Consider the following 21,529-nt stretch of genomic DNA (forward strand, 5'->3'; position numbering starts at 1 on the left):
CCGAACCAATCGACTCGCCCACGCTCAGGTTCCCCCACTTTCGATTGGCTTTACATCCGCATCACGGCCTGACGGTCGATCTTGCCGGTGCCGGTCTTCGGCAGCTCGCCGACAAATTTGATCTCGCGCGGATATTTGTAAGGCAAGAGCTTTGCCTTGACGAAATCCTGAAGCGCTTTGGTCGTGCCGCCCTCGTCGCTGGCCTCGCTGTTCATGACGACGACGGCTTTAAGCGTCATGCGCCGGTCCGGCAGTTCCGCGGCAAAGACCGCGCATTCGCGCACATCGGGGTGTTCGACGAGACACAGTTCGACCTCGAGCGGGTAGACCCACTGGCCGGAAATCTTGACCAGATCGTCGGCGCGGCCGCGGAAGAAATAAAATCCGTCGGCGTCGCGGATGAAGCGATCGCCGGTGTAGATCCATCCCTCCTCGCGGATGGTCTCGGCCGACTTGTCGGGCCGGTTCCAGTAGAGCGGCGTGTTGGAATCGCCGCGCACCCACAAGATGCCTTCGACGTTGTCACCGACTTCGTTGCCGTCGCTATCCCGGAGAGCGATTTCATAGCCGGGGACGCGAAGGCCGGCCGCGCCAAGCTTCGTCTTTCCCATTCGGTTGGAGAGATAAATGTGCAGCGCTTCGGTCGAGCCGAGACCTTCCATGATCTCAAGCCCGGTCAGCCGCTTCCAGCCGTTGAATACATCGGCCGACAGCACTTCCGCGGCCGACAGCGCCATCCGCAGCGACGTGAAATCGGCTTTGTCGGCGCCGTCCGCCTTGGTCAGCGTCGTATAGAGCGTCGGCAGGCCGAAAAACGCGGTCGGACGATAGCGGCCGATCGTCTCGAAAATCGCAGCTGGTTTGGGTTGTCCCGGCAGCAGCAGCGTTGTCGCGCCGACCGAGAATGGAAAGGTGACGGAATTGCCAAAGCCATAAGCAAAGAACATCTTTGGCACGGAGAAGCAGATGTCGTCTGCCGTGAGCTTCAGCACATTCCGCGCAAAGGATTGCTCGCTATAGGCCATGTCGTGTTGCAGGTGCACGATGCCTTTCGGCCGGCCTGTCGAGCCCGACGAATACATCCAGAACGCCATCTCGTTGCGATGCGTATCGGCCTCGGCCAGCTGGTCGGGAAAATTCGCGAGCCAGCCTTTGGCGATCACCGCTTTCGGCGCGGCATGGACGCCGGCCTCGCCGTTGACCACGATCAGCGTGTGCAGCGCCGTGTCCTTGCAGGCGACCGCATCGAACCGCGAGGAAAATTCGGCGTCGGCAACCGCGACGGTCGCGCAGGAATCTGCGAGATAGAATTGCAGAAGGTCCGGCGGCGTCAGCGTGTTGATGAGGAGCGGCACGAAGCCGGCCCGCGCCGCGCCAAAGAATGCCGCGGGGTACGCCGGCGTGTCGTCGAGGAACATCAGAATCCGATCGCCGCGCTTGAGACCAAGCGAGGCCAGGCCATGGCCCCAGCGCGAGGCTTGCGCGCAGAGTTCGGCATAGGTCACATCGCCAAGCGGTCCGGTCAGCGCGCGGCGACCGCCGTTTCCCTTAGCCAGATTGTCGAAGAGAATGCGGCTCGCATTGTAGGTTTCAGGAATCGAAAATCCGATCTCGCGGGCACCGGGATTATCGACAGGTACCTGATCGGCGATTTTCAGATCGGATGACGTCATGCCGCACCTCCTGCCAATCGTGGCCGCGAGGCTTCGTAACGCGCCATGAACGCGGGCGACATCGCGCGCAGCCGCGCATCGTCGATCCGGCCCGAGCGGGTGATGTAGCTATAGGCAAAATCCATCAGGTCGAGCTTCATGTGCTCGGCGAAGTTGGCATACCAGTCGGCGCTGGTGCGCGCAGCCGTCACGAGCTTCTTCACGATCGGTTTGCGGTCGGCCTCGTAGCGTGCAAGGGCAGTTGCGACATGCGCCTCCGACTCCAGCGCCTTGGCGAGCGCAATCGCGTCCTCGATCGCAAGCCGCGTTCCCGAGCCGATCGAGAAATGCGCCGAGTGCAGCGCATCGCCGATCAGCACCATGTTCTTGAAGTGCCAGCGTTCGTTCCAGACCCAGGGAAAATTCCGCCAGACGGATTTGTTGGAGATCAGCATGCCGCCGCCCAACGCCTCGGCAAACACCTCTTCGCAGATTGCCTTGGATTGGTCGGGGTCCTTGTAGGCGAAACCGTAATGATCCCAGGTCGCGAGGTCACACTCGACCAGGAACGTGCTCATGTTGGGGGCGTAACGATAATGGTGCGCATTGAAGCTGCCGCGATCGGTCGCCACAAAGGTCTGCGACAGCGTCTCGAACCGCTTGGTGGTGCCATACCAGGCGAACTTGTTGCTGGAATAGGACAGCGAGGTGCCGAAATCGCCCTCATAGGCGCGGCGTACCAGCGAGTTCAGACCGTCGGCGGCAACGATCAGATCGTAGCCGCTCAGTTGGTCGAGCGAGGCCTGTGTATCGAAATGCAACGCGACGCCAACGGAGGCGGCGCGGCCTTGCAGGATTTTCAGCAGGTCGAGCCGGCCGATCGATGAGAAGCCGACGCCGTCGATCTCGACGCTCTCGCCGTGCAGATTGAGCGTGATGTTCTTCCAGCTCTCCATTCTTGGCGCGATTGCGTCGACCGTGTCCGGGTCGTCAGCGCGCAGGAACTCAAGCGCAGAATCGGAAAACACCACGCCAAAGCCCCAGGTCGCGCCGGCCGGGTTCTGTTCGAACAAATCGACCTGCGCGTCGGGATGGCGCTTCTTCCAGAGATAACTGAAATAGAGGCCGCCGGGGCCTCCGCCGATGACGGCGATACGCACGTCGTTCCTCCCCTGATTGACAGTATACTTACAATTTCGGACGAATGTAGCGTCCGCGAGCCGCGAGCGCTACAGGAAATTTTCGGCTTTTGGCCCGATCAGCCCTAGTGGTCCGATTCTAACATTTGCATCCCGGCGCGGCAGGCAATTTTCGAATGCGCGGTTACGGGAGGCGAATGTCAAATCCAGTCCACTAGGTGCAGCGCCTCACCTTGACGCCGTTGACCCAGACCCACCTGCAAACGGGGACGGGTTTCCTGACCACGACCCCGCCGTTCGGTCCGGCGCAGCCTGCGCGATAGACTCCGTTGGCGCAGACGACAGCGTTGGCCGTGCTGGATTGGAGAATCATGAAAGCGGCAAAGGCGAGCAAAGTAGCGCAAGCAAGTAGCAATGAACGCATGTTGTCCTCCCTTGAAATAGTTGTTGTCGGCAATGTTCTGCGGATGAAAACCTATTTCTTTTCGGCCTCTGCCAGCACCTTCTGACAGGCTGGCGTCAGCTGGGCGCTGTGCTGGGCGAGGCAGGCGATGATCCGCCCGCCGCCGGGCGTGGTGCCCTTGCAGAATTTTCCAAAGTCGCCCGAGCAGGCGTCGCGCTGGGCTGCGGTCAGCTGCTGTGCCATGGCAGGCGAGGTGAGCAGCAAGGCTGCGGTAATGATGGTGACGCGTAGCATTGGTCGTTTCCTTTCCTGAAGTAGCCCCCGTGCCCAAACTGATCGGGTCTTCCGGCTTGCTTCGCGCCCAAAGACCCGTTGTATTGATCCCGGTTCGCCGATTTCGATTAACCGATCCCTTGCAAGGAGCAGTCATGGCAGCACCCGGGACCAATTGGCTTGCCTTCTATGGCGAGAAGATCGAGCCTGTTTTCAAAGAGATCGTTTCACACGTCGAAAAGATCATCATCGGAACGTTGATCGTATCGGCCGGTGCCCACGTCTCGAGCACCGCGCCGTCAATCCAGCTGTTTGGTTACCTGCGCCATAGCCTGGTCGGCCGCGGCGTCATGCTGATCGGCATCGTCATTCTGCTTCTGAATTTCATCGACGGCCTCTACAAGCTCGCGAAGGTGAACTGGCATTTGGCCTGGCAGATTGTGATGTCGGTGTTCTACATCGCGTTGTCGGTCCGCATGATTCAGCTCATCCTCGCATTTCGTGGCGAATGATCTGATCGGTGGCCGCAAAGGCGGCTACTGAGCGAGCTCAGCGTGCCGCGAACGGCGCGAGCACCTCTTTGCAGGCCGGGGACAAATCGGCTGCGCGACTGGAAATGCATTGTATGATGCGGCCGCCGCCGGGTGCGACACCGGCGCATAACGAGCGGATGTCGGCGCTGCAGGCCGAGCGCACGACGAACAGCTCTTCGCGCGGCAGCATCGGCCGCAGCACGATCACTTCCGGAGCAGCCGCAGGTGCCGCCGCGGCTGTCGCAGGAGCAGCGTTCGTGGTCGGCGCGGCCGTGCCGCCGCTTGCAGCCGCAAGCGCCGTGCCGCATCCCGCCGAAACCTTGGCCTTGTTCTTCTCAAGGCATTCGAGCGCTGGTGCGCCGCCGGTCGGAACGCCCCTGCAAACCCTCTGGTAATCGCCGCGGCAGGCGCTTCGGACCGCCGAGATCTGCGCGCTGGTCGGCTTCTTCGCCGCGGCCGTCGTCGCAGGTTTGGCCTCGCTCTTCGGCTGAGCCGCGGTCGTGGTCGTCTCGGTCTTCGGCGCGGCAGCAGGCGCGGCCGCGGTGCTGGCGGGTTCGCTCTTTGGCGCCGCGGAAGCTTCGACGGCTTGCACCGCACTCTGGCAACTCGGTGCGAGGCTCGACATGTTCTTGGCGAGACATTGCAGCGCCGCTTCGCCGCCCGGCGGTATGCTGGAGCAGTGTGCGATATAGTCGTTGCGGCAGGCCGACTTGACGGCCGCTTTTTGCGCCTCGCTCGGGCCTTGCGCGAAGGTTGGTGTTGCGACCGCCACAATTGCCGCAGTCAGAAGCGCACAAAGCGCCGTATTACGTCTCAAGGTGTCAAACATCTGAGCAAATCCTTTTGACTAAACGGGTTTGAGCAAATCCTTTCGCTTATCGCTGGAGCCGTGCGTGAACGCTTTCCGGCACTCAGATCTCAACAAACGCGTCTGTTCGCAGAACAACCTCTGCGAGCCATATCATTTTCGCTTTCCGGTTACACTACAAGCGGATTAATGCTATCAAGGCGCGACAGAACGCCCTTTCGATTGTTTTGAACCAAATTGCACTTCGATCGACGTCTCTAGTTTGAAACAGATTGCAATTGGGGCATCGGATGAGTTCTTCGCGTTTGCATAACGCCGCCATCCCCTCGCGCGTGGCGTTTGCCATCTTCACATTCGCGACGTTAAGCGCCTGCGAGCAAAACACTTTTGTGGCGCCGCCGCCACCGAAGGTGGATGTTGCGACGCCGGCGCAGAAAGCGATCACGCGCTATCTCGATGCAACCGGTAACACCGCGCCGATCAAGATGGTCGATCTGGTGGCGCGCGTGCAGGGCTTTCTGCAAGCGATCAACTACAAGGACGGTACCTTCGTAAAGGAGGGCACCACGCTGTTCACGATCGAGCCGGAGACCTACAAGCTCAAGCTCGAGCAGGCGCAGGCGGCGGAGGCGGGCTCTCAGGCTTCGCTGAAACAAGCGGATAACGATTACAAGCGCCAGGCTGAACTGGTGCAGAAACAGGCGGTCTCGCAATCGACACTGGATACGTCCACATCCAATCGCGACAATGCGCAAGCCAACCTGCAGCAGGCGCAGGTCAATACCAGAATCGCCGAGGTCAACTACGGCTACACCAATGTCACCGCGCCGTTTGACGGCGTCGTGACGGCGCATCTCGTCTCCGTCGGCGAACTCGTCGGCGTGGCGTCGCCGACGCAACTCGCCACCATCGTTGCGCTGGACCCGATCTACGTGAATTTCAACGTCAACGAACAAGATGTACTGAGAGTGCGCGAGGAAGCCCGTCGCCGCGGCATAACCGCCGACGACCTGCGCAAGCTTCCTATCGAGATCGGGCTGCAGACCGAGACTGGCTATCCGCACAAGGGCACGATCGATTACATCTCGCCCCAGATCAACCAGTCGACCGGCACGCTCGCTGTGCGCGGCCTGTTGCAAAATCCCGACCGCGTGCTCTTGCCCGGCTATTTCGTCCGCGTCCGCGTGCCGTTCGATCAGAAGGAGAACGCGCTGCTGGTTCCGGATGTCGCGCTCGGCAGCGATCAGGCCGGCCGCTATGTACTGGTCGTCAATGCGGAAAACCTCGTCGAGCAGCGCAAGGTGACGACCGGTCCACTCGAAGGTAGCCTGCGCGTCATCGAAAGCGGCTTGAAGGCGGACGATAAGGTCGTCGTCGCCGGGCTGCTCCGCGCGATCCCCGGCCAGAAGGTCGATCCGCAGCTGAAGAGCATTGAGTTCGGCGACGCGGCCGCGAAGTAGGAGCCGGTCATGATCTCGAAATTTTTCATCGAGCGCCCGGTCCTTTCCAACGTCATCGCGATCCTGATGATCCTGATCGGCGGCGTGGCGCTGTTCAATCTCGCGATTGCCCAATATCCCGACGTGGTGCCGCCGACCGTGCAGGTCACCACCCGCTATCCCGGCGCCAGCGCCAAGACCGTGGTCGACACCGTGGCGCTGCCCATCGAGCAGCAGGTCAACGGCGTCGAGGACATGCTCTACATGCAGTCCTATAGCGGCGCCGACGGCACCTATACGCTGACGGTGACGTTCAAGATCGGTACGGACCTCAACTTCGCGCAGGTGCTGGTGCAGAACCGGGTGTCGGCGGCGCTGTCGCAATTGCCGCAATCGGTGCAGAACCAGGGCGTCACGGTGCAGAAGAAGTCCACCGCGATCCTTCTGTTCGTGACGCTGACCTCGCCGAAGGCAACCTATGACAGCCTGTTCCTGAGCAACTACGCCACGATCAGTCTGCGCGACGAGCTCTCGCGCCTGCCGGGTGTCGGCAACGTCACGGTGTTCGGCGCCGGCCAATACTCGATGCGGGTCTGGCTCGATCCGAACAAGCTGCAGGTGCGCGGGCTGGTGCCGCAGGACGTTATTCAGGCGATCCAGCAGCAGAGCCAGCAGGTCACCGCAGGTCAGGTGGGCGCGCCTCCGACGCCGTCCGGACAGGCATTCCAGTACACGCTCAATATCGCAGGGCGCCTCGACGACAAGGCTCAGTTCGAGGACGTCATCCTCAAGACCGGCAGCAATGGCGAGGTCACGCGCGTGCGCGACGTCGGCAGCGTCGAGCTTGGCGCGCAGACCTACAGCCAGATCTTCTCGCTCAACAAGAAGCCTGCCGTCGGCATCGGCGTGTTCCAGTCGCCGGGCGCGAATGCGCTCGAGGTCGAGAAGGCGGTCGAAAAGAAGATGGCGGAGCTTGCCAAGGCCTTCCCGCAGGACATCTCTTACGACACCCCGTTCGACACCACCAAGTTCGTGCAGGCTTCCATCAACGAGGTCTACAAGACCCTGATCGAGGCAGGTCTCCTGGTGCTGATCGTGATCCTGGTGTTCTTGCAGGACTGGCGTGCGATGCTGGTGCCGGCGACCACCGTGCCGGTGACCATCATCGGCGCGTTCGCCGCGATGGCTGTGCTCGGCTTCACCGTCAATCTGTCGACGCTGTTTGCCATCGTGCTGGCGATCGGCATCGTCGTCGATGACGCGATCGTCGTGGTGGAGGGCGCCGCGCACAATATCGAGCAGGGCATGTCCGGCCACGATGCCGCGATCAAGGCGATGGATGCGCTGTTCGCGCCGATCGTCGGCATTACCCTGGTCTTGATCTCGGTGTTCCTGCCGGCCGCGTTCCTGCCGGGGCTCACGGGGCGAATGTATGCGCAATTTGCCCTCGTCATTGCCGCAACCGCGCTGTTGTCGGCGGTCAACGCGGCGACGCTGAAGCCGACGCAATGTGCATTGTGGTTGCGCCGGCCGGTGCCACCGGAGCGGCGCAACGTCTTCTATCGCGGCTTCAACGCGGTCTATGCGCGCATCGAGCGCGGCTATGCCTCGCTGATCGGCGGCCTCGTGCGGCACAGCGGCATTTCCGTGATCGCGGCGCTGATCCTGATCGCGGTTGGCGGTTACGGCCTGTCGCGCGTGCCGACCGGCTTCATCCCGATCGAGGACCAGGGCTACCTGCTCGCCGCCGTGCAATTGCCCGACGGCGCCGCGCTCGACCGCACCCAGAAGGTGATGGATCAGGTGCAGGAGCTCGCGAGCAAGCAGCCTGGCGTCGATCAGATCATGACGATCGCCGGTGTCTCGGCGCTCGACAACAGTTCGAGCCTCGCCAATGCCGGCGTCGCCTATATCGTGCTCAAGGACTGGAGCGAGCGCGGCAAGGGCGAGGATCTGCGCTCGCTGTTCGTCGGCCTGAACGCAAAGCTGTCGGCGATCGAGGAAGCGCGCATCCTGGTCATCCCGCCGCCGCCGATTCAGGGCATCGGCAACGCCGCTGGTTTCGCCATGCAGATCGAGCTGCGCGACGGCAATTCCGATTTCGGCAAACTGCAGGCCATCACCAACGCGATGGTGGCCAATGGACAGACGCAGAGCGCGCTGCAGCGCGTTTCGTCGTCGTTCCGCGCCATGGTGCCGCAATTCGATGTCGAGGTGGATCGCGTCAAGACGCAGACCCTGCAGGTCACGACAGACCAGATCTTCTCGACCCTATCGAGCTATATGGGTGCGTCCTACGTCAACCAGTTCAACAAATTCGGCCGTACCTTCCAGGTCTATACCCAGGCCGATTCGCGGTCCCGCCTGACCGCGCGCGATATCGAGAACATGATGGTGCGCAACTCGCAAGGCGACATGATCCCGATCGGCACTGTGACCAAGGTGACGCCGGCCGTCGGCCCCTCGCTGATCAGCCTGTACAATCTCTACCCGTCGTCGACCGTCATCGGCCTGCCGGCGCAGGGCTACAGTTCCGGCGAGTCGATGAAGCTGATGGAGGAGATCGCGGCCAAGACCCTGCCACGCGGCGCCGGCTACGAATGGACGGCAATGTCCTACCAGGAGAAGATCGTCGGCGGACAGATCTATCTCGTGTTCGGCCTCGCCATGCTGCTGGTCTACCTCGTGCTCGCCGGACAATATGAGAGCTGGTACGCGCCGATCTCCGTCATTCTCGCCGTGCCGTTGTCGCTGCTCGGCCCGATGTTGGTGCTGACGAGCCTGCGCATCGACAACAATCTCTACGCCCAGATCGGCTTGATCCTGCTGATTGCGCTGTCGGCCAAGAACGCCATCCTGATCGTCGAGGTCGCGCTCGAATTGCATGTCCGCGACGGCAAGCCGCTGCTGGAATCCGCGATCGAAGCGGCACGCGCCCGCTTCCGGCCGATCCTGATGACGTCCTTCGCCTTCATCCTCGGCGTCGTTCCGCTGGTGCTTGCGACCGGCGCGGGCGCGAGCGCCCGAAAATCGATCGGCATCATGGTGTTCTCTGGCATGATTGCCTCGACATGTCTTGCCGTGCTGTTCGTGCCGACATTCTTCGTCGTGATCCAGCGCTTCGAGAACTGGCTCGCCGAACGCAGAGGCAAGAAGGTCGCACTGCAGGCGGCCGGCGGGACGTCAGGCTCGAAATAAGCGCTGCTCGCGTTACACCTTGACCATCCGCTTTCCCCGGTTTTCGCCGGCGAGCAATCCGATCAACGCTTGCGGCGTATTCTCGAGCCCGTCGATCACGTCCTCTTGCACCTTGAGCGTGCCCGAGGCGACCCACGATTGCAGGTCGCGCAGCGCCTCGTTGCGCCGCTCCATGTAGTCCGTCACGATGAAGCCCTGCATGGTGAGGCGCTTGACGACGATCAGGCCGGGCACGCCGCGCGGGCCTGTCGCCGATGGCGCGCCATCATATTGCGAGATCGCGCCGCAGCAGGATATGCGGCCACGAATGTTCATCTGTGCCAGGCACGCTTCGAGAATATCGCCGCCGACATTGTCGAAATAAACGTCGATGCCGCTCGGCGCTGCGGCCTTGAGCGCCTTGAACACCGCGCCGTCTTTATAGTCGACCGCGGCGTCGAAGCCGAGCTCGGAGGTCAACCAGTGGCATTTGTCCTTTCCGCCGGCGATGCCGACGACGCGGCAGCCTTTGATCCTCGCAATCTGGCCGACGATCGAGCCGACCGAACCAGCCGCGGCCGACACAACCACCGTCTCGCCGACTTTGGGCTTGCCGACGTCGAGCAGCCCGAAATAGGCGGTGAGGCCAGCAATGCCGTAGACGCTGAGCAAATAGGTCATCGGCTCGATCTTCGGCATCTTGGTGAGATGCTTGGCCGAAACGGCCGCATAGTCCTGCCATCCGGTGTCGCCGAACACGATATCGCCCGGCGACAGTCCTGGTGCATTGGATGCCACGACTTCGGCAATGCCGCCGCCAGCCATCACCGTGTTCGCCTCGACCGCGGAGCGATAGGTCGCGCCGTGCATCCAGGCCCGGTTGGCGGCATCGAGCGAGATGTATCGGACCCGGAGCAAAGCCTCGCCATCGCGCGGCTCGGGAACAGTTCCGTTCCGCATGCTGAAATGCTCGCTGCCGAGTTTCCCGGCCGGTTTCTCCACCAAAAGGATCTGGCGATTGGTGCTGTCGCTCATAGCTTTCCCTCCCCGTAGTTATTCTTGATATGGCTGTTCTTGATGCAATGGGCGCGCAAGAAATGCGCAAGGGCCCGATTGTGCGTTGCGTAAGAGGCTAGTCCGACCACGGCCGTTCCACAATGGTCAGATCAGGACAACGGAAGCGTGTTGCGTCGGCTTTGAAATCTGCCAAACTCTCGATCAGGAGCCTACGGGGGAAAGACATGTCGAACAGGTTTACGCAATACATCCTGATCGCGATGGTGCTGGGCATCGTGATGGGGACGCTGATCTTCAACTATTTGCCCGACACTCGCGCCGATATCGCTTCCAGCGTCAACCTGATCGCCATGTTGTTCCTGCGCCTGATCAAGATGATCATCGCGCCGCTGGTGTTCGCCACGCTTGTCGGTGGCATCGCTCATATGGGCTCCGGCGCCAAGCTCGGCCGCATCTTTGCGAAAACCATGGGATGGTTCGTCAGCGCCTCCTTCGTCTCGCTGCTGCTTGGCCTCGTGATGGTCAACCTGCTGCAGCCGGGCGCCAACTTCCCCGGCACGCTGCCGGACAAGACGCAATCGACGGGACTGCCAGTGTCGGCATTCTCGATCGAGAAATTCCTGACCCACCTGATCCCGACCTCGATCGCGGATGCGATGGCGCAGAATGAGATCCTTCAGATCGTGGTGTTTGCGGTGTTTTTCTCGGTTGCGCTCGGCGCGATGCCGGAGCGCTCCAAGCAGATCATCTCGGTCATCGACGACCTCGCGCACATCATGCTGAAGGTGACGAGCTATGTGATGCTGTTTGCGCCGATTGCGGTGTGGGCGGCGATCACGGCGACCGTGGCCAAGAACGGCCTTTTGGTGTTGTGGAAGCTCGTCGTGTTCATGGGCGGCTTCTATCTCTCGCTGCTGCTGCTCTGGGGCATCCTTGTCATCGTCGGCTTCATCGTCATCGGACCGAGATACAGTCACCTGCTGCGGCTGATCCGCGAACCCCTGATGATCGCGTTCTCGACCGCAAGCTCGGAAGCCGCATATCCGAAGACGCTGGAGGGCCTGAACCGTTTCGGCGCGTCCGCGCGGATTTCGAGCTTCGTGCTGCCGCTCGGTTATTCCTTCAATCTCGACGGCACGATGATGTACTGCACTTTTGCCAGCATCTTCATCGCGCAGACATACCAGATACCAATGTCGCTCGGCACCCAGCTCGCGATGCTGGCAACCCTGATGATCACCTCGAAGGGCGTCGCCGGCGTTCCCCGCGCTTCGCTGGTGGTGATTGCATCCACGCTCAGCCAGTTCGGCATTCCCGAGGCCGGGCTGCTGATGATCATGGGCATCGATACCTTCCTCGACATGGGCCGCAGCGCCACCAATGTGATCGGCAACACGCTGGCGACCTCGGTGGTGGCGAAGTGGGAAGGCGAACTTGGGCCCGAACACGCGCTCAGCCCCGAGGATGTGGTGCCGCCGGGCATGGTTCCGGGCGAAGTCCCCGCGATGGGTCATTGATGGGGGCGGTCCATGCGCCAGACGCTGGGAAGATCGATCGGGGCTTGCGCCCTATTGCTTGCGGGCTGCGTGATAGCGACGTCCGCCGCCGCTCAAAGCGGCGGCGAGGGGCTTAGCCCGACGCTCGCCGCCATCAAGGGCCGGCACACCGTGCATCTCGGCTATCGCGAGAGTTCGCCGCCGTTCTCGTTCCTCGACCAGGCCAATCGGCCGATCGGCTATAGCCTCGAACTATGCCAGGCGGTCGTGGAAGACATCTCCGTTGCGGTCGACGATCCCGATCTCAAGATCGAATATGTGAAGGTCACGTCCGACGACCGCATTCCCGCGGTCGTGCAGGGCAAGATCGATCTGGAATGCGGCTCGACCACGGCCAATGCCGAGCGTGCCAAACAGGTGGCGTTCTCGCCGCTGATGTTCGTCGCCGGCACCAAGCTGATGGTGTCGAAGGATTCCACCATCGCCGCGCCAAAGGACCTGCAAGGCAAGACCGTTGTCGTCACCAAAGGCACGACCAACGAACAGGCCATGCATGGGCTGGACAAGAAGCTCAATCTCGGCCTGAAGATCGTGACGGCCGGTGATCACGAACAGTCCTATCAGATGCTGGTGGACGGCAAGGTCGATGCTTTCGCGACCGACGACATCCTGCTCTACGGCCTGATCGCGCGGCACAAGTCGCAGGACAAGTTCAAGGTCACCGGCGACTACCTGTCCTACGACCCCTACGGCATCATGTTCCGCAAGGGCGAGCCGCAACTCAAGGAGATCGTCGAGGGCACGTTCCGCAGGCTCGGCACCAATCACGATCTGGTGCCGCTCTACAACAAGTGGTTCGTCTCCCGCCTGCCAACCGGCGAGCGGATGAACGTCGCGATCTCGCCGCAACTCGAAGACGCTTTCAAGGCGCTCGACGATTCAGATGGCGTGAGCAATTGAGGATATTGCCCGCGGGCAGCATCTTGCTCGCGGGCGCGACTGCCAGAGCCGTCCAATCCTACTTGATATTGAAGAAGGACTTCGTGGCGTTGACCGCGTTGTTGACGGTCGCCTTGGTCTGGCCTGCGACCGTCGTGGCTTCGTAGGTCGCTCCCGAAGTGAAACCGGTCTTCGACCGCAGGCCCATTGTGACTTCGGTCCGGCGGAGAAGATTGCCAAACAACGACGAAGTGGGCGCCTCGGGTTGACTGATGTTGTTCGGCTTGCTGATCACAGCCGGTGCTGAAGTCGGAACGGGCAATATGCTGCTCATGGGGCTCTCCAGGGAAGCTCCGACCATCGGCCAGTTATGGTTAATGAATCCTTACCTGTCGCCAAAGCGGTCAGAAGAAAGACAATTTCGTCGCATCCAGCCCGCGCGCCACGGCGGCGTATTCGATCGCGGTGAATAATCCGCCGGCGACATAGATCCGCCGGTTCAGCGATCTCGCCAGCGCCACGCTCGCCTTGAAAGCCTGCTCGATGGTCGCGGCGATCTCGATCCGTGCGTGCGGGTTGATCTTGCGCATGATCGCGGCGAGCGCGGCCGGGTCGCCGCCTTTGTGATGCGCTGCCGTGCAAATGATGGTGTCGAAGGAGATCGCAAGCGCGGCCGCGATCTCCTCGGCTTTCTTGTCGCGGGAAACGCCGGCGACGAGAATCCAGTCCCGTTCGCCGTAAATTCGGCGCAGTGCGGCGAGCGATTGCCGGATGCCGTCGGGCGTGTGGCCGACGTCAATGACGGTCAGTGGATCCTGCGCGATCGTCTCCAGCCGGCCAGGCCAGCGTGCCTCTCGCAGCCCTTTCCGCACCGCCATCTCGATGACGGAATCGGGTTCGCCGGGCCGCGTACGCCTAAGCCACCGCGTGAACAACGCAGCCGCAATCGCGGCATTGTTGAGCTGGAAGCCGCCGGGCAAGGCAACATCCAGCGCTCGAAAATGATGATCGTCAAAGAGGAAATCGAAGCGTTGGCTTTGTGCCGCGATTGATTCGCCACCGATGGCGATCTCGTCGCGGACAAACAGGCTCTCGACATTGCGGTTGCGGTTATATTCGAGGATCTGCGGCCGCAAGGCGCGACAGTTCTCGCCATAGATGATCGTTCCGTCAGCGGCGCAGGCGTCGCTCTTGTCGGAGACGATCAATTCCAGCGAATTGCCGAGTAGCTCGACATGCTCGTAGTCGACCGACGTCACCACGGTCAGGCGGCTTCTCAGCAATCGCACCGGATCGTAGCGGCCGCCAATTCCGGCCTCGAATACCAGGAGCTCGCAATCGCTTTCCTGGAAGTAAAGACACGCCAGCGCGAACATGGCTTCGAACGCGCCGAATTGCTCGTTGCGCCTCTTTGAAACTGCGGCGATCGCAGATGTGACCCGGCCAGCCAACTCATCCAGCTCGTTGTCTGCAATTGGCACGCCATCGATCTGGTAACGCTCGTTGACGCGAAACAGATGCGGTGAGGTGAACAGGCCCGTGCACAGGCCATAGGAATGGCCGATGGAGGCGCAAAAGGCCGCGGTCGAGCCCTTGCCGTTCGAACCGGTTATCGCGACCGAGCGATCCTGCAAGCGGGCGCGGTCAACGCCGAGTACCTCGAGCAGTTCGGCCATTCGCGCAAGGCAAATGCCTTTGCCGTATTTCGGCAGGTCAAACATCTATGAGATCAACCGCCGAAAAGCTGCGGCGCCAGATCTTCAGGATCAAGTCGGGCCGGTCCAATTCCTCCAGCAAACGGATCGATGGATTGGAATTGACCTCGATGACCCGGATCGCGTCAGGATCGCCATCGACATCGGTAAACAGGTCAACCGCAGCTGCGCGCAATCCCAAGGCCTGTGCAGCTTGCTTTGCCATCGCCAGCGCGGTGTCGGCAGGCGTCTCGAACGCCATGCGGCCGCCGGCGCTCAGGTTCGTGCGGCCTTTGATTTGAAACAGGCCGCCTGCCGGCAGGACGTCGTCAAGTGATGACGCAATCACGTACGGATCGATCAGCGAAAGACCTCTCGCCTTCAAAAGCGCGTTGTGCGCTGAGAGAAGCTCGCGCAGACTTTGAGCGCCGTCGCCGACAAGCGTGGGCGAAAACTTGCGGGCGGAATAGACGACTTCTCCGTCGAGGAGAAAGATCCGATATTCCTGACCGGTCGTCACCGGCTGCACCAGCACCGCGTCGTAATGTTCCGCGACAACAAGAAGGTATCGGTAGAGCGCCTCCTCGCCGCGAATGACTTGCGCAAAATCTCCGCGCGATCCCGTCAGCGGCTTGACGAAGGCCTTTGAGCCGAGCTTTTCCAGATATTTGAAAGCGTCCTCACGCTCATGTCCTTCGGGGCGGAACGCGCGATGCCGGGCGTTCAAGAAAAAATAATCGCCGCCGAGTGTTGCGACGCCGGCTTCCTCAAGAATGCGGTTGGCAAAATATTTGTCGGACGCAAGCGTCGCTGCGGTCGCGTTGTTTTGCGGATACCAGGAGCAGCGCCCGGCGCCGAAATGCACCGCTTGGCCTTTCGAGGTGACGCGGAAGAGGAGCCCGGTGCCGCCCTCGATGTCCTCAAACCCAAGTCCGAGTTCGGCGCATGACCAGGCTGCGTAGACCGCCTGATCCGGATAAAAGGCGGGCTTTTCCGCGCGAAATTCGTCCAGCTTTCGCATGCAATATCGGGTGAGCTGCCATTCCCGCATTTTTGATGAACATCTCTAACGAATTTTTTGACCTCGGTGCGGCAATTAATCTCCCGAACGGACGGTTCTTTCTGCAAGTTCATTGCGCCGAAAGAGCCCCGTAGAGAAGGTTTTGGCCAGGGGGCCGTTTAGGCCGTCCGATCTGCAATTTTCGAGCGGTCATCCCGCACTGCAGCATCTTGACATCGGCCGAAATTTGGCTACTTGAACGGCCGTAATTCCTCAATCGCCACAGAGGCTTCCGCAGATTTGAGCGGCAAGTCTTGTTGGTCCCCCAGCCAAACGGAAGCGGATAAAGAGATGAGCGCGTTTCATCGAGAGAAGGTTCTTTCTGTTCAGCACTGGACCGATACGTTGTTCAGTTTCCGGGCCACCCGCAACACCGGCTTCCGCTTTCAGAACGGCCAGTTCGCGATGATCGGGCTCGAGGTCGACGGTCGTCCCCTGCTGCGCGCCTATTCGATGGCGAGCGCCAATCACGAGGAAGAACTCGAGTTCTTTTCGATCAAGGTCGCCGATGGTCCGCTGACGTCGCGCCTGCAAAAGATCAAGGAAGGCGACACCATCCTGGTTGGCCGCAAGGCCACCGGCACGCTGATCACTGACAACCTTCTTCCCGGCAATCGCCTGCTGCTTTTGTCGACCGGGACCGGGCTCGCGCCGTTCGCCAGCCTGATCAAGGATCCCGACGTCTACGACCGGTTCGAGCAGATCGTGCTCGTGCACGGCTGCCGCCAGGTCTCGGAGCTTGCCTATGGCGAGCAACTGGTTGCCAACCTGCAGCAAGACGAATTGTTCGGGCCGCTGCTGGCCGACAAGCTCACTTACTATCCGACTGTCACCCGCGAGCCTTTCCGCAACCGCGGCCGCATCACCGACCTCATCACCTCAAAGCAGATTTTCAACGATATCGGCCAGGAGCCGCTGAACATCGAAGGCGACCGTATCATGATGTGCGGCAGCCCGGCGATGCTGGAAGAGCTGCGCCAGATGTTCGACGAGCGCGGGTTCTCGGAAGGCAATCACTCAGAGCCCGGACACTTCGTGATCGAGAAAGCGTTTGTGGAACGCTAAGCTTCATTTGTCGTTCCGGGTTTCGTGCTGACGCACGCCCGGAATGACGATCAAAAAATCAGCACAACTCAATCGACGATAAAGAGCTTCGCACCCGTCTTGGTCGATGAGCGATGCGCGGCATCGCCGAAATCCGACACCTGATAGCTCATGCCGGGTCGCAGCGTAAAACTGCGGCCATCGCGCAATTCAGTGTGCAGTTCGCCCTCCAGCACATAAAGCACGTGGCCGCGATCACACCAGTGATCGGCGAGATAGCCTGCCGTGTACTCGACCATGCGGACGCGGATGTCGCCAATGTCGAGCGTGCGCCAGATCGCCTGACCGCTCTCACCGGGATGCGTCGTCGGTGCGACCTGGCTCCAGTTGGTGACCGTGAAGGGCAGGGTTGGAATCTTCATTGGCAATATCCGGAAAACTTGGGCGTTGCGCCGGACCATATCGATTGGCGCGTCAATGTCACGATTTTCTCATCGGAACATCACGAGCACTTAGCCATCAGGCCTCCTGGCAACACTTGTTCTTAATAATGCAGGGCGCAAACCCCTTTGCTATAGTTTCTCCAAAATGACACGGGCCTGATCAGGCGACGTGCTGACTTTCGGGGGGATGATCCTTGTCCGCGTCAACGCAGGACGACAGGGCGAAGACGGCGTTCGTCTTCGCGGGCGGCGGCAGTTTCGGTGCGATCCAGGTCGGGATGCTGCACGCGCTCGTCGCGAGCGGCGTTTCCGCCGACATGGTGGTCGGCTCGAGCGTTGGCGCCATCAACGGCGCCTACTATGCCGGGGCGCCCACGCTGAAAGGCGTTCTCGAGTTAGAGACGATCTGGCGCGGGCTAACGCGGCACGACGTATTCCCGATCACCTGGCGGACGCTTCTGGGATTTATCTGGCGCCGCGATTTCCTGATTTCCCATGACGGCCTTCGCAAGCTGCTCGAGGATCATCTGCCTTTTCGCAATCTGCAGGACGCTCGGCTTCCGATCCATATCGTCACCACCGACATCGTGTCAGGGGAAAGCGTCGTGCTTTCCGCTGGGCCAGCGGTGGAAGCGATCGTCGCCTCCACCTCCATACCCGGCGCCTTTGCACCCGTGCCGTATAAGGACCGTTACCTCGCCGACGGCGCCATCTCCGCCAATACGCCGGTCAAAGTCGCGGTCGAGAAGGGCGCGCGCCGTCTCATCATCCTGCCGACCGGTTATGCCTGTGCGGCCGACAAGCCGCCGGTCGGCGCCGTCGCCAATGCGCTGCACGCGCTGACGCTTCTGATCGCGCGGCAGCTGGTGAACGATCTGGAAGAGCTTCCACCCGACATCGAGTACGTGGTGGTGCCGCCTCTGTGCCCCTTGCTGGGGTCGCCCTACGATTTCTCGTTGACGTCGGAACATATCGAGCGGTCGATCCGCAGCACGGACCACTGGCTTGCCAATCATGGCCTGGAGAAAAAGCGCATTCCGGGCGAACTGCGAACGCACAGCCACTGAACGTCGAATTGATTGCTGATCCGGCCCCTGCGAAGGCGCCATCGCCAGGTCACTACGTTGCAGTGCAAAAGTGGCTGTTATGATACGAATGTCAGAACCGGGACACCGGTCCCGGTAGGGCGACGGATTGATCCGGCCGCACTTTATTCGGTAGCTTCCGGGAATTTCGTAAAGCCGGTACCTGTCATATCCGTGACTGTTGACCGCCGATATCGTGTTTCGATTGTTCGCGATAACAACCAGCTGACAAAGAACCTTAGAGGGCCCCATGGAAACGCTGATGCTGCCGTTCTCGCCACGCTTCATCATCCTGACGATCTGCTCGGTGGTGACAGCGCTGCTGCTCGGCATCGGCATCGTCGACCACAAGGCGTTCGACATCGTCCTCATTCCGCTGGTGATCTTTGGCGCGCTGACGCTGCTCGGCATTCGCGACCTGACGCAGAAGGGTCACGCGGTGCTGCGCAACTATCCGATTTCGGCGCACCTGCGTTTTCTGCTCGAAGAAATTCGGCCCGAGATGCGGCAATACTTTTTCGAGAGCGAGAAGGACGGCATGCCGTTCTCCCGCGATACGCGCGCCGTCGTCTACCAGCGGGCGAAGATGGTGCTCGACAAGCGGCCATTCGGCACGCAGGAGGATGTCTATCGCGAAGGCTACGAATGGATTCACCATTCGGTTGCGCCGAAGGTTCACGAGAATCAGAAATTCCGCATCACGATCGGCGGGCCGGACTGCGCCAAGCCCTATTCGGCATCCGTCTTCAACATATCCGCAATGAGTTTCGGTGCGCTGAGCCCCAACGCGGTGCGCGCGCTGAATGCAGGCGCAAAGAAAGGCAGCTTCGCGCACGACACCGGCGAGGGCGGCGTCAGTCCCTATCACCGCGAAATGGGCGGCGACCTGATCTGGGAAATCGGCTCGGGCTATTTCGGCTGTCGCCATCGCGACGGCACCTTCAACCCGGACGAATTTGCCCGCATCGCGACCGACGACCAGATCAAGATGGTCGAGCTCAAGGTGAGCCAGGGCGCCAAGCCCGGTCACGGCGGCGTGCTTCCTGCGGCCAAGGTCTCGGAGGAGATTTCGCGGATCCGGGGCGTCGCCATGAACGAGGATTGCATTTCGCCGGCGACGCACGGTGCGTTTTCGACGCCGCTCGAAATGATGGCCTTTATCGGCGAGATGCGCCGCCTGTCCGGCGGCAAGCCAGCCGGATTCAAGCTCTGTATCGGCCATCCCTGGGAGTTTCTGGCGATCTGCAAGGCGATGCTGGAAACCGGCATCTATCCCGACTTCATCGTGGTCGACGGCAACGAAGGCGGCACCGGCGCGGCGCCGCTCGAATTCATGGATCACCTGGGCATGCCGATGCGCGAAGGGGTCAATTTCGTCCACAACGCGCTGGTCGGCATCAACGCACGCAGCCGCATTCGCATCGGCGCATCGGGAAAAATCGCGACCGCTTTCGACATGGCGCGCGCGATGGCGATCGGCGCCGACTGGTGCAATTCGGCGCGGGGCTTCATGTTTGCGCTCGGCTGCATCCAGTCGCTGAGCTGCCACACCGACCGCTGCCCGACCGGGGTGACCACGCAGGATCCGACGCGCAATCGCGCTTTGTACGTGCCGCACAAGATCGAGCGGGTCTACAATTATCACCATGCCACGCTGCACGCGCTGGCGGAGCTTCTGGCTGCTGCGGGTCTCGATCACCCGCAGGATCTGCGGCCGATCCACTTCGCGCAGCGGACGTCGACGACCGAGGTGCGGACATTCGCAAAACTCTACCCTGCGCTTCGTCCGGGCGAATTGATCGACGGCACCAGCGATGCCCGCTTCGTCGACGCCTGGGCGATGGCGCGGCCGGACACTTTCGCGCCGGCGATCTAGAGAGAGTTACGTAGTCGTCCCTGCGAAAGCAGGACCCATAACCACCGGCGTTCGTTGCGTGACGAGCCGTCCGCCATCATGCCCAAAACACTGCTGCGTATGGGTCGCCCGCGTGCGCGGGGACGACAGCTGGAATTAGTGCGGATTTTCGAGACTGAATGTTTCCGATTGCTCGTCATAGGCGAACAGCTCCGCATAACGTCCCCATGACACGACCGTCTTGAGCGTTTCGTCGGCGGCCTGCTCGCTCATATAGTCTTCCAGCTCGTTGCGGAAACGTGCCTCGGGCGCGGTATGCGACGGCCGCTCGTCAAGCACCCGGCGGATCAGCCCGATGACCGGTACGTAGTTGGTCATGTGCTCGGCGAACAGCTTTTTGCGCGCGTCGGTCGCCATATTCGCAAACCGTTTCCCGGCATCGGTCAGCATCAGGTCGCCTTCGCTCAACTGGGCGAAACGCAAGAGTTGCAGCGATTCGCCGAGGTGGAAGATTTCATCGGCCTCGAGTTGCAGGTGGTTGGCCAGAACCGGCAAGTCCGCATGTCCGTTATAGGGCGGCGCAGCGAGCGTCTCGATCAGGCCCGACAGCACGTTGGAGGAGACGTGATTGAGGATCATGCCGACGCCGGTGCCCTGGATGCCTTCGAGTGCCGGCGCCTTCGGCTCGGGACGCTGCGTCATGCGCGCATAGATGCTGTCGACCAGCTGGCGGAAGGCCGGGTCGAGGCGATTGCGCGGATGCGGGAAGTCGACCTTGATCTCGGCGGCGACACGGCCAGGATTGGATGAAAACACCAGGATGCGGTCGCACATCAAGACCGCTTCCTCGATGTTGTGGGTCACCATCAAGACCGACTTGATCGGCAGGCGGCCTTCGATCCAGAGATCGATCAGGTCGGTGCGGAGCGTCTCAGCGGTCAATACGTCGAGCGCCGAGAACGGCTCGTCCATCAACAGCAGATCCGGGTGCACCACCAGTGCGCGGGCAAAGCCGACGCGCTGACGCATGCCGCCGGACAGTTCCTTCGGATAGGCGGATTCGAATCCGTCGAGGCCGATCAGGTCGATCGCGGCCAGCGCCCGCTTGCGGCGCTCGGCGGCATCGACGCCCAGCGCTTCCAGGCCGAGCTCGACGTTTTGCAGCACCGTCAGCCACGGAAACAACGCGAACGACTGAAACACCATGGAGACGCCGTTCGGCGGTCCTACGATGGTTTCGCCGCGGCATTTGGCATCGCCTGAGGTCGGCGCAACGAGGCCCGCGATGATGCGGAGCAGCGTCGACTTGCCGGATCCCGAGCGGCCGAGCAGCCCGACGATCTCGCCGGAACGGATGGTCAGGTCGACCTTTTCGAGCACCAGGATTTCCTCGCCGCTGCCTTTTGGAAAGGACCGGCAGACGCCGCGGATATCGAGCAGGTTGGCTTGTTTAGAGGTATCGAGCATGGGGA

Annotated in this window: 18 protein-coding genes; 8 read left to right on the forward strand and 10 right to left on the reverse strand. The window is 61.4% G+C overall.

The features are described from left to right. Positions 1 to 50 precede the first annotated feature (50 nt). The 3 genes from VFB05_RS28815 to VFB05_RS28830 form a co-directional block, all read right to left on the reverse strand. Positions 51 to 1,673, reverse strand: a complete 1,623-nt coding sequence (locus VFB05_RS28815) for a benzoate-CoA ligase family protein (protein ID WP_325018904.1) — start codon at positions 1,671 to 1,673, stop codon at positions 51 to 53. Further along, positions 1,670 to 2,812 carry an FAD-dependent monooxygenase gene (locus VFB05_RS28820; RefSeq protein WP_325018906.1) on the reverse strand — a complete coding sequence of 381 codons (1,143 nt, stop codon included), beginning with the start codon at positions 2,810 to 2,812 and terminating at the stop codon, positions 1,670 to 1,672. Before VFB05_RS28820 ends, VFB05_RS28815 begins: the two co-directional genes overlap by 4 nt. A gap of 454 nt (positions 2,813 to 3,266) precedes the next feature. Further along, positions 3,267 to 3,488 carry a cysteine rich repeat-containing protein gene (locus VFB05_RS28830; RefSeq protein WP_325018910.1) on the reverse strand — a complete coding sequence of 74 codons (222 nt, stop codon included), beginning with the start codon at positions 3,486 to 3,488 and terminating at the stop codon, positions 3,267 to 3,269. A 134-nt stretch (positions 3,489 to 3,622) separates the two neighbouring features. Between VFB05_RS28830 and VFB05_RS28835 the strand changes: the two genes are divergently transcribed. Further along, complete coding sequence (locus tag VFB05_RS28835; protein WP_325018913.1) at positions 3,623 to 3,979, forward strand: hypothetical protein; 357 nt, start codon at positions 3,623 to 3,625, stop codon at positions 3,977 to 3,979. A gap of 37 nt (positions 3,980 to 4,016) precedes the next feature. On the opposite strand, the gene VFB05_RS28840 is transcribed toward VFB05_RS28835, so the two are convergent. After that, a complete protein-coding gene (locus VFB05_RS28840) occupies positions 4,017 to 4,829 on the reverse strand; it encodes a hypothetical protein (RefSeq protein WP_325018915.1) in 813 nt (270 codons plus the stop codon). 269 nt (positions 4,830 to 5,098) lie between these two features. Between VFB05_RS28840 and VFB05_RS28845 the strand changes: the two genes are divergently transcribed. Beyond that, entirely contained in the window at positions 5,099 to 6,268 is a 1,170-nt protein-coding gene (locus tag VFB05_RS28845; protein WP_325018917.1) for an efflux RND transporter periplasmic adaptor subunit, read from the forward strand. Positions 6,269 to 6,277: 9 nt separating this feature from the next. Further along, entirely contained in the window at positions 6,278 to 9,445 is a 3,168-nt protein-coding gene (locus VFB05_RS28850; protein WP_325018919.1) for a multidrug efflux RND transporter permease subunit, read from the forward strand. A 12-nt stretch (positions 9,446 to 9,457) separates the two neighbouring features. On the opposite strand, the gene VFB05_RS28855 is transcribed toward VFB05_RS28850, so the two are convergent. Then, entirely contained in the window at positions 9,458 to 10,459 is a 1,002-nt protein-coding gene (locus tag VFB05_RS28855; protein ID WP_325018921.1) for an NADP-dependent oxidoreductase, read from the reverse strand. A gap of 206 nt (positions 10,460 to 10,665) precedes the next feature. Between VFB05_RS28855 and VFB05_RS28860 the strand changes: the two genes are divergently transcribed. Together VFB05_RS28860 and VFB05_RS28865 are read left to right on the forward strand one after the other, a co-directional pair. Beyond that, a complete protein-coding gene (locus VFB05_RS28860; RefSeq protein ID WP_325018923.1) occupies positions 10,666 to 11,958 on the forward strand; it encodes a dicarboxylate/amino acid:cation symporter in 1,293 nt (430 codons plus the stop codon). A gap of 12 nt (positions 11,959 to 11,970) precedes the next feature. After that, on the forward strand, positions 11,971 to 12,897 hold the full coding sequence (locus VFB05_RS28865) for an amino acid ABC transporter substrate-binding protein (protein WP_325018925.1): 927 nt from the start codon (positions 11,971 to 11,973) through the stop codon (positions 12,895 to 12,897). Positions 12,898 to 12,955: 58 nt separating this feature from the next. Here the strand turns inward: VFB05_RS28865 and VFB05_RS28870 are convergent, their stop codons facing one another. The 3 genes from VFB05_RS28870 to VFB05_RS28880 form a co-directional block, all read right to left on the reverse strand. Beyond that, a complete protein-coding gene (locus VFB05_RS28870) occupies positions 12,956 to 13,210 on the reverse strand; it encodes a hypothetical protein (RefSeq protein ID WP_325018927.1) in 255 nt (84 codons plus the stop codon). A gap of 70 nt (positions 13,211 to 13,280) precedes the next feature. After that, positions 13,281 to 14,597, reverse strand: a complete 1,317-nt coding sequence (locus VFB05_RS28875; RefSeq protein ID WP_325018930.1) for a bifunctional folylpolyglutamate synthase/dihydrofolate synthase — start codon at positions 14,595 to 14,597, stop codon at positions 13,281 to 13,283. Next, positions 14,590 to 15,591: a hypothetical protein gene (locus VFB05_RS28880; RefSeq protein WP_325018932.1), complete on the reverse strand. Its 1,002-nt coding sequence runs from the start codon at positions 15,589 to 15,591 to the stop codon at positions 14,590 to 14,592. The genes VFB05_RS28875 and VFB05_RS28880 overlap by 8 nt, the downstream gene beginning before the upstream one ends. Before the next feature lie 330 nt (positions 15,592 to 15,921). Between VFB05_RS28880 and VFB05_RS28885 the strand changes: the two genes are divergently transcribed. Next, a complete protein-coding gene (locus VFB05_RS28885; RefSeq protein ID WP_325018934.1) occupies positions 15,922 to 16,695 on the forward strand; it encodes a ferredoxin--NADP reductase in 774 nt (257 codons plus the stop codon). 68 nt (positions 16,696 to 16,763) lie between these two features. On the opposite strand, the gene VFB05_RS28890 is transcribed toward VFB05_RS28885, so the two are convergent. Further along, a complete protein-coding gene (locus VFB05_RS28890) occupies positions 16,764 to 17,096 on the reverse strand; it encodes a DHCW motif cupin fold protein (protein ID WP_325018936.1) in 333 nt (110 codons plus the stop codon). 215 nt (positions 17,097 to 17,311) lie between these two features. On the opposite strand from VFB05_RS28890, the gene VFB05_RS28895 reads away from it, so the two are divergent. Then, positions 17,312 to 18,184 carry a patatin-like phospholipase family protein gene (locus tag VFB05_RS28895; RefSeq protein ID WP_325018938.1) on the forward strand — a complete coding sequence of 291 codons (873 nt, stop codon included), beginning with the start codon at positions 17,312 to 17,314 and terminating at the stop codon, positions 18,182 to 18,184. Positions 18,185 to 18,452: 268 nt separating this feature from the next. Continuing rightward, on the forward strand, positions 18,453 to 20,078 hold the full coding sequence (locus VFB05_RS28900; protein ID WP_325018940.1) for an FMN-binding glutamate synthase family protein: 1,626 nt from the start codon (positions 18,453 to 18,455) through the stop codon (positions 20,076 to 20,078). A gap of 135 nt (positions 20,079 to 20,213) precedes the next feature. On the opposite strand, the gene VFB05_RS28905 is transcribed toward VFB05_RS28900, so the two are convergent. Further along, a complete protein-coding gene (locus tag VFB05_RS28905) occupies positions 20,214 to 21,524 on the reverse strand; it encodes a nitrate/sulfonate/bicarbonate ABC transporter ATP-binding protein (protein WP_325018942.1) in 1,311 nt (436 codons plus the stop codon). Between the last annotated feature and the right edge of the window lie 5 nt (positions 21,525 to 21,529).

The organism is Bradyrhizobium sp., assembly GCF_035652035.1.
GTDB lineage: Bacteria > Pseudomonadota > Alphaproteobacteria > Rhizobiales > Xanthobacteraceae > Bradyrhizobium.